The following is a 13,973-nucleotide window of genomic DNA, read 5'->3' on the forward strand; positions in this document are numbered from 1 at the left end:
CCTGCGGGCGCGTCCTCAAACGCCGGACGGGCTGGATGTGCGGACCGTAGCCAGCGAATTCAGCCCGTCCGGCGTTTGAGGACAACGCGGCGAAGCCGTGTTGCGGGGTCTGGGGCGCAGCCCCCCACGCGGCGGAGCCGCACATCAGACGCAGCCGGGAAGGGGCGGGGCTGGGGAACAAGCCCGCCGCAGGCGGCAGCGGACCGCACCCCCACCAGGCCGACCCAGAAGGCAACCGTGAGAATCGACATCGCCGAGCTCGCCAGAACGAGAAGCCGGCACCCCGAAGCCATCGCCGAGGCCGCCGCGCGGAGAGCGCGGCGCCCGCTCGTCGGTGACACCGGGCGGCTGATGATCATCGCCGCCGACCACCCCGCCCGCGGCGCCCTCGCCGTCGGCGGGCGGCCGTTCGCCATGGCGGACAGGGCCGGGCTGCTGGAGCGGCTGTGCCTCGCGCTGTCCCGGCCCGGCGTCGACGGGGTGCTCGGCTCCGCCGACGTCCTCGACGACCTGCTGCTGCTCGGCGCGCTGGAGGGCAAGGTCGTCATCGGGTCCATGAACCGCGGCGGGCTCGCGGGCGCCGCGTTCGAGATGGACGACCGGTTCACCGGCCACCGCCCCGAGGACCTGGCCAGGCTCGGCTTCGACGCGGGCAAGCTCCTGCTGCGCATCGACCGCGAGGACCACGGCTCGCTGCGGACGCTGCACTCCGCGGCCCGCGTCATCGACGACATGGCCGCGCGCCGACTGCCGGTCTTCGTCGAGCCGTTCCTCTCCCGGCGGGTGGCCGGGCAGGTGCACAACGACCTGGGCGCCGAGGCCGTCACCACCTCCATCGCCATCGCCTCGGGGCTCGCCGGGACCTCCGCGTACACCTGGCTCAAGGTGCCCGTCACCGACGACCCCGCCGACATGGCCCGGGTGCTGGAGACCACGACGCTCCCCACCGTGCTGCTGGGCGGTGACGTCGCCGACGGCACGTACGAGAAGTGGCGCGCGGCCCTGCGGCTGCCCACCGTGCAGGGGCTCGTCGTCGGCCGCTCGCTCCTCTACCCGGCCGACGGGGACGTGGCCGGTGCCGTCGACACCGCCGTAGGACTGCTGTGACGCTTGAGGCCCACACGGCGTCAGGAGAGACGAGAACCCATGACCTTCGCCACCAACCACCTCCCGGCCGGCAGCGCCGCCGACGGACCGTACGCCCTGGACATCCGGCCCGAGCAGGCCGGGTGGAGTCACTCCTCGCTGCGCGTCCTCACCCTCTCGCCCGGCTCCACGCACACCTTCACGGCCGGTGACAGTGAGTGGATCGTGCTGCCGCTGGCCGGAGGGTGTGCGGTCACTGTCGACGGGCAGGTCTTCGAACTGCGCGGCAGGAAGAGCGTGTTCGAGGGGGTGAGCGACTTCGCGTACGTGCCGAGGGACGCGCGGGTGACGCTCCGCTCCGGCGCGGGCGGCCGGTTCGCGCTCGCCGGGGCGCGCTGCGAGAACCGGCTGACCGCGCGCCACGGCCCCGCCGCCGACGTCCCCGTGGAGCTGCGCGGCACCGGCAACTGCTCGCGGCAGGTCAACAACTTCGCCGCCGCCGGGGCCTTCGCCTGCGACCGGCTCATCGCCGTCGAGGTGCTCACCCCCGGCGGCAACTGGTCCTCCTATCCGCCGCACAAGCACGACGAGCACCACCCCGGCGAGGAGTCCCGGCTGGAGGAGATCTACTACTTCGAGATCGAGGGCGACGCCGGGCTCGGCTACCAGCAGGTCTCGCCCTCGCGGCCGGGCGGTACGGACGTGCTCGCGGAGGTCCGCAGCGGTGACGCGGTGCTGATCCCCGACGGCTGGCACGGCCCGTCCATCGCCGCTCCCGGCCACACGATGTACTACCTCAACGTCATGGCCGGGCCCGCCCCCGAGCGGGAGTGGCTCATCCGGGACCACCCCGACCACGCCTGGATCCGGGCCACTTGGCCCGGCAGCCCCGTCGACCCAAGGCTGCCGCTGTACACCGCAGGAGAGGACCGATGACCGCACCCACCCGGCGGCTGACCGTCGCCCAGGCCCTGGTGGAGTTCCTCGCCCACCAGTACACCGAGCGCGACGGCACCCGGCAGCGGCTGATCGCCGCCTGCTGGGGCATCTTCGGCCACGGCAACGTCGCCGGGATCGGTCAGGCGCTGCTGGAGTCCGGGGACGCCATGCCCTATCACCAGGGCCGCAACGAACAGGCCATGGTGCACGCCGCCGTCGGCTACGCCCGGCACCGCGACCGGCTCTCCGCCCACGCCGTCACCACCTCCATCGGCCCCGGTGCCACCAACCTCGTCACCGGTGCCGCCCTCGCCACCGTCAACCACATCCCCGTCCTCCTGCTGCCCGGCGACACCTTCGCGACCCGGCCCGCCGACCCCGTGCTCCAGCAGCTCGAACACCCCGGCGCCGGTGACATTTCCGTCAACGACTGCCTGCGGCCCGTCTCGCGCCACTTCGACCGCGTCACCCGCCCCGAGGCGCTGATCCCCGCGGCCCTGGAAGCCGCGCGGGTGCTCGCCGACCCCGTCGAGACCGGTGCCGTCACCCTCGCCCTGCCGCAGGACGTGCAGACCGAGGCGTACGACTGGCCGGAGGCGTTCTTCGCCGACCGCGTCTGGCGCGTGCGCCGCCCCGTGCCCGACGCCGAGTCCCTCGCCGAGGCCGCCGAGGCCGTACGGGCGGCACGCCGCCCCCTGCTGATCGCCGGCGGAGGCGTCGCGCACAGCGAGGCGTACGACGCGCTCGCCTCCTTCGCGGGCGCCACCGGCATCCCCGTCGCCTGCACCCAGGCGGGCAAGGGCGCGCTGCCGCACGACGACCCCCGCGACGTCGGCGGGCTCGGCCACACCGGCACCGCCGTCGCCGACGGACTCGCCCGCACCGCCGACCTCGTGATCGGCGTCGGCACCCGCTACAGCGACTTCACCACCGCCTCCTCGACCCTCTTCGCCGCGCCCGGGGTGCGCTTCGTCAACCTCAACATCGCCTCCTTCGACGCCCACAAGCTCGCCGGGCTGCCCCTGGTCGGCGACGCGCGGGCCGGACTGGAGGCGCTGGGCGAGGCGCTGCCGGGCCACCGCGTCCCCGAGGAGTACGCGCGGGAGTACGCCCGCGGGAAGGCCGCCTGGGACGAGGCCGTCACCCGCGCCTTCTCCTCCCCCGACGGCGCCACCCGCCCCACCCAGGCCCAGGTGCTCGGCGCGCTCGACCGCCTCGTCACCCCCGCGGACGTGATCGTCAACGCCGCCGGCTCGCTCCCCGGCGACCTCCACAAGCTCTGGCGCGCCCGCGGCCGCCGCGGCTACCACCTCGAATACGGCTACTCCTGCATGGGCTACGAGATCCCCGCCGCGATCGGCGTCCGGATGGCGAGCCCCGACCGCCCCGTCTGGGCGCTCGTCGGCGACGGCACGTATCTGATGATGCCGACCGAGCTGGTCACGGCCGTGCAGGAGGGGATCGCCATCAAGGTGGTGCTGCTCCAGAACCACGGCTACGCCTCCATCGGCGGGCTCTCGGAAGCCGTCGGCGGCGAGCGCTTCGGCACGGCCTACCGCTTCCGGGCCCCCGACGGCACGTACACGGGCGACCCGCTGCCCGTCGACCTCGCCGCCAACGCGGCCTCCCTGGGGATGTCCGTGCTGCGCGCCCGGACGGTCCGCGAGCTGGAGGACGCGCTGGCCCGGGCGCGCGCCGCGACCGTCCCCACATGTGTCTATGTGGAGACCGAAACGGCCGACACAGTGCCGGGCGCGCCCCCCGCGCAGGCGTGGTGGGATGTGCCTGTCGCCGAGACCGCGACCCGTCCCGCGGCGGTCAGGGCCCGGGAGGAGTACGAACGGCACGCGGCCGGGCGGCGTCGGCACCTCTGAGGCGCCGCCGCCCGCCGAGCCCGTTCCCGGACCCCGTCCCCGACCCCGTCCGCGGCCGTCCGTAGCCGCATCCGCAGTCGTCAGCCGTCATCCGCCAGAAGGGCTCCCGAAGATGAAGACCGTGCACCACTGGATCGGCGGCAAGGCCGTCGAGGGCGCCTCCGGCACGTTCGGGCCGGTCACCGACCCCGCGACCGGGGAGCGGACCACGCGGGTCGCCTTCGCCTCCGTCGAAGAGGTCGACGCCGCCGTGGCCGCCGCCAAGGACGCGTTCGCCACGTGGGCCACCTCCTCGCTCGCCGCCCGCACCGCCGTCCTCTTCCGCTACCGCGCGCTCCTGGACGGCCACCGCGAGGAGATCGCCCGGCTGATCACCGCCGAGCACGGCAAGGTCCACTCCGACGCGCTCGGCGAGGTCGCCCGCGGCCTGGAGATCGTCGAGCTGGCCTGCGGGATCACCACGCAGCTCAAGGGCGAGCTGTCGTCCCAGGTGTCCAGCGGCGTCGACGTCGCCTCGATCCGGCAGCCGCTCGGCGTCGTCGCGGGCATCACGCCCTTCAACTTCCCGGCCATGGTGCCGATGTGGATGTTCCCCGTGGCCATCGCCTGCGGGAACACCTTCGTGCTCAAGCCGAGCGAGAAGGACCCCTCGGCCGCCTTCCTGCTCGCGGAGCTGGCGGCGGAGGCGGGGCTGCCCGCCGGGGTCCTCAATGTGGTCAACGGCGACAAGGTGGCCGTCGACCGCCTCCTGGAGCACCCCGACGTCGCGGCCGTCTCCTTCGTCGGCTCCACCCCGATCGCCCGGCACATCCACACCGTGGCCACCGCCCACGGCAAGCGCGTCCAGGCGCTCGGCGGCGCGAAGAACCACATGCTGGTGCTGCCCGACGCCGACCTCGACGCCGCCGCCGACGCCGCGGTCTCCGCCGCGTACGGCTCCGCGGGCGAGCGCTGCATGGCGATCTCCGCCGTCGTGGCGGTCGGTGCCACCGGCGACGAGCTGGTGCGGAAGATCGTCGACCGCGCCGTGAAGATCAAGATCGGCCCGGGCGACGACCCCGCGTCCGAGATGGGCCCCCTCATCACCAAGGCCCACCGCGACAAGGTCGCCTCCTACGTGGAGGGCGCCGCCGGCCAGGGCGCGCAGGTCGTGCTGGACGGCACGGGCTTCACCGTCGAGGGCCACGAGAACGGCCACTGGCTCGGCCTGTCGCTCCTCGACCACGTCGGCACGGACATGGACGCCTACCGCGACGAGATCTTCGGCCCGGTGCTGTGCGTGCTGCGCGCCGACACCTACGAGGACGGGCTGGCCCTGATCAACGGCTCGCCCTGGGGCAACGGCACCGCCATCTTCACGCGGGACGGCGGCGCGGCGCGCCGCTTCCAGCTGGAGGTCCACGCGGGGATGGTCGGCGTGAACGTCCCGATCCCGGTGCCGGTGGGCTACCACTCCTTCGGCGGCTGGAAGGACTCCCTCTTCGGGGACCTGCACATCTACGGCAACGACGGCGTGCGGTTCTACACCCGCGGCAAGGTGGTGACCACCCGCTGGCCGGACCCGTCGGACGGCGGGGTCGACCTGGGCTTCCCGAGCCACAAGTAGCCGGCCCGGACGTGCCGCGCGCCGTGACGGCGCGCGGCACCCCTGCTCCGGGGGGCACCCCCGGTTCGTCCGGGCATGATCGTAAGCTCGGGGTATGACCTGGTCGAGTGCCCTGAGAGAGACCGCACGGGCCGGGCTGACGGTGGAACGCGCCAAGCTCACGCCCCTCGTCGCCGTGCGCGGCGCCGCGGGCGTCGCGATCGTGATCGGGCTCATGCTGTGGCTGGGGAACCCCACCCTCGCCGTGTCCTCCGCGTTCGGCGCCTTCGCCTCGGGCCTGGCGACGTTCCAGCGGAGCTGGCGGCCGCGGCCCGTGCTGGCCCTCGCGGTGGCGGTGGGCCTGGCGGTCAGCACGTTCCTGGGGTACCTCGCGGCCGCCGATCACGTGCTGTTCGCCACGCTGCTGACGGTGTGGACCCTGCTCGCCGGCATGGCCTGGGCGGCCGGGCCGGTGTCCGGGCTGGTCGCGACGCAGACCATCGCGGTCATGCTGGTCACGGTCACTCTGCCCACGTCGCTGCTCGGCGCGCTGGAGCACGCCGGGCTCATCGCCTTCGGCGGCCTGGTGCAGGCCGCGCTGATCGTGCTGCTGCCCATCCGCCCCTGGGGCGAGCAGCGCGACGCGCTCGCGGACGCGCTGGCCGCCGAGGCGGACTACGCGCGCAGACTCCGCCACGACCCCTTGGCCCGCTTCGACCCGCAGCCGCTGATGGACGCGCGCGAGGCCGCCGAGCTGACCCCGCGTCAGGCCCGGAACCGGCCGCGCCAGCTCGGTGGCCCGCGCGGTGTGGCCGAGAGTATCCGGCCGGTGCTCGCCTCGCTCGCCGACCCCGTGCTGGGCGCCCCCGCGGAGGGGCCCGAGCGCGACCGGGCCCGCGATCTGCTGGCCGCCGCCGGGGCCGTCCTGGACGCCGTCGCCCGCGCCATCCGCTGGGGCAGGCCGGTGCGGCTGCCGGCCGAGGCGGTGGCGGCGCTGGAGGTGCCCGCGTCGGGGCCGATGCTCAAGGGTCCGGCGCGGCGGTCGGCGTACCGCCTGATCTCGCTGCTCGGCGACGCCGTCGACGCCACCGACGAGCCGGTCCGCACGACGCCCCCGCAGGCCGGGCAGGAGCACCGGCACCTGCCGCGGCCCTCCGTGCCCCGCCTCGCGCCGCTCGTGCTGAGCGCCGTGCGCCGCGAGGCGCGCTGGTCCTCGCCGGTCGGCCGGCACGCGGTCCGCACGGCGGTGGTCGTGCTGGCCGGCTATGTGCTGGGCACCGCGCTGCCGCTCGGGCACGGCTACTGGGCGCCGATGACCTCGGTGATGGTGATGCGGCCGGACTTCGGCCAGACCTACTCCCGCGGCGTCGCCCGCTTCGCGGGCACCGTCGTCGGCGTCCTGCTCGCCGGCGCGCTGGTCGCCGTGGCCCACCCGGGGGAGTGGGTGAACGCCGGGCTCGCCGTGCTGTGCGTCGGCCTGATGTATCTGCTGATGCGCACCGGTTACAGCGTGGTGTCGGCGTGCATCGCCGCCTACGTCGTCTTCCTCCTGGGCATCGCCGGCGGGAGCTGGTCGCAGACCGTCCAGGCGCGGGTGGCCCTCACCCTGCTCGGCGGGCTGCTCGCGATGGCCGCGTACGCGCTCTTCCCCACCTGGGAGACGCCCCGGCTGCGCGACCGCCTCGCCGACTGGCTGACCGCCAACGGCCGTTACGGCCTGGCCGTGCTCAAAGCGTTCGGCAGCCCTGCCGAGCGCCGCCCGCGCCGGGTGCGCGAGGCGCTGCTGGCCTCGCGCTCGGCCCGTGCGGCGTGGGACGAGGCGGCGGCCCGCGCCCTGACCGAGCCCGTACGCCACCGGGGTCTCTCCCGCACCAAGGAGCGCGCGGCGGACGCGGCGCTCGCCACCATGGGCCGGGCGACCATGCTGATGGAGGCCCACCTCCCGGACCGCGACGCCGAACCCTCCAAGGGCGCCGAAGCCTTCGCCGAAGCCCTCCAGGAGGCGCTCCCCGCCGCCGCCACGGCCGTACGCGAACGCGGCCACCTCGACTGGACGGGCCCCCGCGCAGCGCTCACCGCCTGGCAGGCGGAGGTCGGCGACGAGGGCGTCGCCGTCCGCGGCGCGGACCTCCTCATGGACGCACTCGACGACCTCTCGGAAGCCCTCTCCCCGGGCCCGGGCGGCCGCAACAGGGCGGCGCGGAGGCCGTGACGGCCTCCGGCCTGACGGTACGGTGGCGGGACCACCCCGTCCGCAACGGAGGACACCGTGAGTGCGCAGCCCGACGGTCCGTACGGCCCGCTGATCCCCATGCCGGAGCTCACTCCGGACGCCCTGCGGGCGGCAGTGGCCCGGATCGCCCCGAGCAGGATCCCCGACCTCACCCAGCACCTGTTCGAAGCGACGACGAACGCGCAGCAGACGCAGAGCCTCGCCCCGCTCCGCACCTTCGTGCACCACTGGGCCGTATTCATCGCGATCGAGCGCCATCCCGAGCGCGCGGCACGCCTGCGCGAGCTGGAGAATTCCGCGCAGGCCACGGAGGACAAGGAGACGCTCCGGCCAGTGCTCGCCGAGATCCGCCGGATCTTTCAGGCGGCGGAGGCGGAGGCGGGACTGTGAGCGAGTGGTCCTGGGAATACGACCCTGACGAAGAGCACGTCTCGGCGGGTCTCCCGCCCGGCGTGGTGGCCGAGGTGGAGCGACTGGCCACCGAACTCGCCGCACTCGGGCGGGACGCCGAGAAGGTCGGGAGGTCTCCGAGGCCGGAGGGCGGGGTGCGGCATTTCGACTTCCTCAGTGGACGCGGCTTCTTGAGCTTTCTGGTCATTCCCCGCCACTGTTGCGTGTACGTCTGCAACATCACCTGGTACGGCTGACGGGGCTGATCGCTCTCGCCGGGCGGAAGGCCGCCCCCCTACGGCGTGAACAGCCGTTCCAGGTGGGCGTCGAGCAGGCGCAGGGACTCCTCGGGGGAGCAGACCTCCAGGAGGGTGTGGCTGGTGAGGCCGTCCGTCAGGGCGATCAGGAGCATCGCCTCCGCGTCCGGGTCGCGGTCCGCGGCGATCTCGCCCCGGGTCATGCCCTCGCGCACCTGGCCGGCGAAGAAGGCGCGCAGCGCCGGGATGCCCTCCTTGGCGTGGGCGCGCAGCCGTTCGTCGTGGAGGGCGCGGACGAAGTAGGCGATCTGCACCAGATTGCCGGTGCGGCTCGCCTCGTTCAGGGGCAGGAGTTCCGCGACCGTCTCCCGCAGCACCTCGCGCGGCGCGGGCGCCGCGGGCAGCGCCCCCAGCCGCTCGGTCACGCGCCGCGTCGCGAGCTCGCTGATGTGGCCGAGGGCGAAGACGAGCATGTCGTCCTTGCTGGCGAAGTAGTGCTGCAACCGCCCGAGCGAGATGCCGGCCTCCGCCGCGACGTCGCGCAGGCTCGCGCCGTCGAGACCGCGCTCGCACGCGATCCGCCAGAGGGCCTCCGCGATGGTCCTGCGGCGCTCCTCGTGGTCCACGCGCTTGGGCACGCCCACCACCCCTCACTTTTACGGGTCGATCGTATTGCTATAGCTTAGCGCTTGCCGGTACGAACGACTTGCAAAGAATCGGGGCAGCGATGGCCGTACACCGGAACCCTCCACAGGTCAGGCTCCGGCCGCCACGCCACGGCGTCGACCCGCGGGCCCGGCGCTGGTGGACCGTGCAGGCGGCGCTCACCGTCAGCGGGCCGCTGCTGCTCGTCGCCCTCGCGCTGCTCGTGCTGTCCCTGCTCTTCTTCCCCGGCGCCCTGCCGTGGCTCGCGCCGCTCGTGATCTGCGTGCTCGTGCTGCCCGCCGCCGGCTATCTCCTGGTGATGCCCCGGCTGCGCTACCGCGTCCACGCCTGGGAGCTGGGGGAGCACGCGGTCTACGCCGCCGGCGGCTGGCTGCGGCAGCAGCGGCGGATCGCCCCGCTGTCGCGGGTGCAGACCGTCGACACCGTGCGCGGGCCCCTGCAACGGTCGTTCGGGCTCGCCACGGTCACCGTCACCACCGCCTCCACGGCCGGCGACGTGAAGATCGCCGGGCTGTCCGACGCCGACGCCCTGCACCTGGCCGAGCGCATCACGGACGCGGCGCGCCTGATACCCGGGGACGCCGCATGACCGCCGGCTGGCGCACCCTCGACGCCCGCACCCTCGTCCTGCACTGCACCTGGATGGGCGCGCCGCTCGGCTCGCTCGCCCTCACCGTGCTCGCCACCGGCGGCCGGCCGGGCCTTCGCGCGTGGATCACCCTCGGCGCCATCTGCGCAGTCTTCGCCGTGATCACCGCGGCCGGGCTCGTCACCTGGCGGCGCACCCGCTTCCGCGTCACCGCGGACTCCTTCGAGCTGCGGACCGGCCTGTTCACCCAGAGCCTCCGCGCGATACCGCTGAGCCGGATCCGTACGGTCGACGTCACCGCCAACCTCGTGCAGCGTGCCCTCGGCCTCGCCGTGCTGCGCGCCGGCACCGGCGGCCAGGGCGGGCGGCTGGCCCTGGAGGCGCTCGCCCGCCCGGAGGCCGAGCGGCTGCGCGCCGAACTCCTCGCCCGCGCCGGGGCGCGCGACGCCGACGACCCCGTGCTCGCCGTCGGCGACCCCCGCTGGCTGCGCTACGCGCCGCTGACGTTCTGGGTGTTCGGCGGGGTCTTCGTCGCGGGCGGCGCGGTGTGGCGGGTGCTCGACGGGATCGGCGTCGAGCCCTGGCGCATCGGCTTCGTGCGCCACGCCTTCCAGGAGTTCGGCGACAGCGCCCTGTGGATCACCGTGCCGCTGGCCCTGCTCGCCGTGACCGCGCTCGGCGTCGTGGGCGCGGTGGTGCTGTACGCCGAGAACTGGTGGAAGTACCGCCTGGAATGGGACGGTTCGAGCACACTCCGCGTCCGCCGCGGCCTGTTCACGACCCGCTCCGTCTCCATCGAACGCGCCCGCCTGCGCGGCGTGACCCTCTGCGAGCCCCTGATGCTGCGGCACGGCGGCGGGGCGAGCGTGCGGGCCGTGGCGGGCGGCCTCGGCAACCGCGAGGAGAACCGCAAGCGCAGCGTCGTCATGCCGCCCGCGCCCCGCGCCGAAGCACTGCGGGTGTGCGCCGACCTGCTGGGCGAGGGCGAGGTGCCCACCGGAGCGCTCACCCCGCACCCGCGCGCCGCCCTGCGCAGGCGGATCGTGCGCGGCCTCCTCTGGTACGTCCTGCCCCCGGCCGCGGCCCTGGCCGTGCTGGGGTGGCTGCTCACCCCCGTACTGCTGTACTGCGCCGCGGGATACGTCCTGCTCGCCGCCCCCGTCGCGTACGCACTCGCGCGCAGCGCCTACCGCGGGCTGGGGCACGCCGTGCGCGGGCGCCATCTGGTCGTGCGGTCGGGCACGTTCGGGCGGCAGACGGCCGTGCTCGACCGGCGGGCCGTGCTGGCCTGGACGTTCACGGACAACCCGTTCTCGCGGCGCGCCGGGGTGGTCACGCTCACGGCCGCGGTCGCGGCGGGCGAGGAGAGCTACCGCGTCCGCGACATGGCGGCGGCGGACGCGGCGGACTTCGCGGAGTCGGCCGCCCCCGGCATCGTGGCGGAGTTCCTCGCGTAAAAAAATTTCCCTCCCTTTTCTGTTATCCCGTGCGTCGCCCCACGTCTCCTATGTGTCGGACCGAACGGAAAAGCGAGAAGGGGTGGCGCGGCGTGAACAGTGACAGCGTGGCCGTGGTCGAGGCGGCGCGGGCCGGGGACCAGGCGGCACAGGACGAACTCGTCGCCGCCTGCCTGCCGCTCGTCTACAACATCGTCGGACGGGCCCTCAACGGCCACGCCGACGTCGACGACGTGGTCCAGGAGACGATGCTGCGGGTCATCAACGGCCTGGACGAGCTCCGGGACCCCGCCCGCTTCCGCTCCTGGCTCGTGGCCATCACGACCAACCAGATACGCAGCCACTGGCGGGCCCGCCCCGAGGCACCCGTCAGTGGCCTCCAGGAAGTCGCCGAAGTCCCCGACCCCCGCGCGGACTTCGTCGACCTGACCATTGTGCGGCTGGGCCTCACGGGCCAGCGCAGGGAGGTCGCCGAGGCGACCCGCTGGCTCGACGAGGGCGAGCAGACCGTGCTGTCCCTGTGGTGGCTGGAGGCGGCCGGCGAGCTGACCCGCGCCGAGGTCGCCACCGCGCTGGAGCTCTCACCCGCGCACACGGCCGTCCGCGTCCAGCGCACCAAAGAGCAACTGGACACCGCCCGTGGCGTCGTACGCGCCCTCGGCGCCGCGCCGCGCTGCCGCGAGCTCGCCGGCCTCGTCGCCCCCTGGGACGGCGCGCCGTCCGCGCTGTGGCGCAAGCGCATCGCCCGGCACGCGCGCGCCTGCGGGGCGTGCGGGGGATCGTGGTCCGCGCTGGTCCCCGCCGAGCGGCTGCTCGTCGGCCTCGGCCTGGTGCCGGTGGCGGGCGCGCTGCTCGGCTGGTGGGCCGGCGGGGCGGTGCTCCACACCCAGCAGGCCGCGGCATCGGCCCCGGCCGCCGCCTCCGTGCCCGGCGTGCCCGGTGCCTCCCGCGCCGCCCGCCGCCGCGCCGCCGGCGGCCGTACGCACGGCCACCGCGCCTCCTCCCGCCCCCGCGTCGCGAAGCGGGCGGCCGCCGGGGCCGCCGCCCTGGCCGTCGTCGCGGGCGGAGTGCTGGGCGGCGTCTACCTCTTCACCGACTCCACGGACCGCACGGACCGGCCCGTCTCGGCCGGGGACGAGATACCCACCCAGGTGAAGGCGCTCGACGCCTCCACCGGCGCGCTGCCCCCGAGCGCCTCGCCGTCGCCCTCCGCCAGCGCGAGCGCCTCCCCCAAGGCCAGTGCCTCCGCCTCGGCCTCGGCCTCCGCCTCCGCCCCCGAGACCACCCCCACCAGCGCCTCGCCCGAGCCGGAGAAGGCGGACCCCACCACCGCCCGCCCCGCCCCGAAGGCACCCCCGGCACCCAAGCCGGGCGGCGGATCCGGCGGCGGCTCGCTCGGGCAGCAGGTCACCGACCTCGTCAACGCCGAGCGCGCGAAGGCCGGCTGCTCGCCCGTCACCGAGAACAGCACCCTGGACCGGGCCGCGCAGGGCCACTCCGACGACATGGCCGCCCGCGGCTTCTTCGACCACACCAACCCCGACGGCGCCGGCCCCGGCGACCGCATCACCGCCGCCGGGTACCACTGGAGCACGTACGGCGAGAACATCGCCTACGGGCAGCAGGACCCCGCCGCCGTCATGGACTCCTGGATGCACAGCGACGGGCACCGGCGGAACATCCTCAACTGCTCCTTCAAGGAGATCGGCGTCGGCGTCAACCACGCGCCGGGCGGGCCGCGGTGGACCCAGGTGTTCGGGGCCCGCTGACGCGGGCGCCCCGCGCCGGACAGCGACCGTCGATGCCGGAGCCTGTCCCGATAGGTTCCGGCTATATACGATGCGCGGGTGCAGTTCCAGCAGCTCCGCTACTTCACCACGCTCGCCGAGATCCGCCACTTCACGCGGGCGGCGGACGCGCTGCACGTCGCCCAGCCGTCGCTCTCCCAGCAGATCCGCGCCCTCGAACGGGAGCTGGGGGCCGAGCTCTTCCACCGGGCCCGGGGCAACATCACGCTCACCGACGCCGGCGAGGTGCTGCTGCCCCTCGCCCGGCAGATCCTCGCGGACACCGAGACGGCGCGCCGCGAGGTCCAGGAGGTCGCCCAGCTGCGGCGCGGCCGGGTGCGGCTCGGGGCGCCGCCCAGCCTCTGCGCGAGCCTGGTCCCCGACGTGCTGCACGCCTACCACGCGCGTTACCCCGGCATCGAACTCGTGGTGGACGAGGGCGGCTCCCAGGACCTCGTCCGCACCCTCGCCGCCGGTGAGCTCGACCTCGCGCTGATCATCACCCCGCTGCCCGTCGGCGGCCCCGCCCTGGCCACCACCGAGCTCCTGCGCGAGGACCTCGTCGTCGTCACCGCCCCCTCGGCGCCCCCGCCCACCCGGCGCCGCGCCATCCGGGTCGCCGAGCTCGCCGACCGGCCCATGGTGATGTTCCGGCGCGGCTACGACCTCCGGGAGATCACCACGGCGGCGTGCCGGGCGGCCGGTTTCGAACCGTCCTTCACCGTCGAGGGCGGCGAGATGGACGCGGTCCTCGGCTTCGTCCGGGCCGGCCTCGGCCTCGCGGTGGTCCCCGGCATGGTCGCCGCCCGCTCGGGCCTCCGAGTCACCCCTTTCGAGGGCACGCGGATGCGGCGCACGATCGCCGTCGCCCACCGCAAGGACGTGGCCCCACCGCGCGCTGCGCGCGAGCTGCGGGGGGTGCTCATGGAGCACTTGGGGGCGCCGGGGGGTTAGCGGGTGGTGGGGGCGGGTCCGTTGCCGGGCGCGGGTCGGCTGGCGCCTGCGGCGGGCTTGTTCCCCACCCCGCCCCTTCCCGAAACCGGGGAGACCCCGGACCCCAGCGACCTTCGGTCGCGTCCTCAAACGCCGGACGGGCTGAAAAACCAGCCC

12 protein-coding genes are annotated in these 13,973 nt (G+C 74.7%); 11 read left to right on the plus strand and 1 reads right to left on the minus strand.

Annotated elements, in window-relative coordinates:
- Window positions 1–237: 237 nt before the first annotated feature.
- From AB0435_RS32990 to AB0435_RS33020, 7 genes are all read left to right on the plus strand, one after another.
- Entirely contained in the window at window positions 238–1,107 is an 870-nt protein-coding gene (locus tag AB0435_RS32990) for a deoxyribose-phosphate aldolase (RefSeq protein WP_366008031.1), read from the plus strand.
- A 39-nt stretch (window positions 1,108–1,146) separates the two neighbouring features.
- The gene (iolB, locus tag AB0435_RS32995) at window positions 1,147–2,022 is read left to right on the plus strand and encodes a 5-deoxy-glucuronate isomerase (protein ID WP_366008030.1); all 876 of its coding nucleotides are present in this window, start codon (window positions 1,147–1,149) and stop codon (window positions 2,020–2,022) included.
- A complete protein-coding gene (iolD, locus tag AB0435_RS33000; RefSeq protein WP_366008029.1) occupies window positions 2,019–3,899 on the plus strand; it encodes a 3D-(3,5/4)-trihydroxycyclohexane-1,2-dione acylhydrolase (decyclizing) in 1,881 nt (626 codons plus the stop codon). Before iolB ends, iolD begins: the two co-directional genes overlap by 4 nt.
- A 112-nt stretch (window positions 3,900–4,011) precedes the next feature.
- Window positions 4,012–5,505, plus strand: coding sequence for a CoA-acylating methylmalonate-semialdehyde dehydrogenase (locus AB0435_RS33005; RefSeq protein WP_366428628.1), 1,494 nt, complete (start codon window positions 4,012–4,014; stop codon window positions 5,503–5,505).
- 94 nt (window positions 5,506–5,599) lie between these two features.
- A complete protein-coding gene (locus AB0435_RS33010) occupies window positions 5,600–7,696 on the plus strand; it encodes an FUSC family protein (protein ID WP_366428629.1) in 2,097 nt (698 codons plus the stop codon).
- Window positions 7,697–7,753: 57 nt separating this feature from the next.
- Window positions 7,754–8,107: a hypothetical protein gene (locus AB0435_RS33015; protein WP_366008025.1), complete on the plus strand. Its 354-nt coding sequence runs from the start codon at window positions 7,754–7,756 to the stop codon at window positions 8,105–8,107.
- On the plus strand, window positions 8,104–8,364 hold the full coding sequence (locus tag AB0435_RS33020; protein WP_366008023.1) for a hypothetical protein: 261 nt from the start codon (window positions 8,104–8,106) through the stop codon (window positions 8,362–8,364). Before AB0435_RS33015 ends, AB0435_RS33020 begins: the two co-directional genes overlap by 4 nt.
- A gap of 38 nt (window positions 8,365–8,402) precedes the next feature.
- Here the strand turns inward: AB0435_RS33020 and AB0435_RS33025 are convergent, their stop codons facing one another.
- Window positions 8,403–9,002, minus strand: a complete 600-nt coding sequence (locus tag AB0435_RS33025; protein WP_366008022.1) for a TetR family transcriptional regulator C-terminal domain-containing protein — start codon at window positions 9,000–9,002, stop codon at window positions 8,403–8,405.
- 89 nt (window positions 9,003–9,091) lie between these two features.
- Here AB0435_RS33025 and AB0435_RS33030 point away from each other — a divergent pair, with 89 nt between their 5' ends.
- The 4 genes from AB0435_RS33030 to AB0435_RS33045 all read left to right on the plus strand — a co-directional run bounded on the left by AB0435_RS33030 (window position 9,092) and on the right by AB0435_RS33045 (window position 13,817).
- Window positions 9,092–9,619 carry a PH domain-containing protein gene (locus AB0435_RS33030; RefSeq protein ID WP_366008021.1) on the plus strand — a complete coding sequence of 176 codons (528 nt, stop codon included), beginning with the start codon at window positions 9,092–9,094 and terminating at the stop codon, window positions 9,617–9,619.
- Window positions 9,616–11,076, plus strand: a complete 1,461-nt coding sequence (locus AB0435_RS33035; RefSeq protein ID WP_366428630.1) for a PH domain-containing protein — start codon at window positions 9,616–9,618, stop codon at window positions 11,074–11,076. The genes AB0435_RS33030 and AB0435_RS33035 overlap by 4 nt, the downstream gene beginning before the upstream one ends.
- A gap of 92 nt (window positions 11,077–11,168) precedes the next feature.
- Window positions 11,169–12,845: a sigma-70 family RNA polymerase sigma factor gene (locus tag AB0435_RS33040; RefSeq protein ID WP_366428631.1), complete on the plus strand. Its 1,677-nt coding sequence runs from the start codon at window positions 11,169–11,171 to the stop codon at window positions 12,843–12,845.
- Between the two features lie 78 nt (window positions 12,846–12,923).
- Window positions 12,924–13,817, plus strand: a complete 894-nt coding sequence (locus tag AB0435_RS33045) for a LysR substrate-binding domain-containing protein (protein WP_366428632.1) — start codon at window positions 12,924–12,926, stop codon at window positions 13,815–13,817.
- The last annotated feature ends 156 nt before the right edge of the window (window positions 13,818–13,973 follow it).

This window comes from Streptomyces sp. NPDC051173 (assembly GCF_040689515.1).
Taxonomy (GTDB): Bacteria; Actinomycetota; Actinomycetes; order Streptomycetales; family Streptomycetaceae; genus Streptomyces.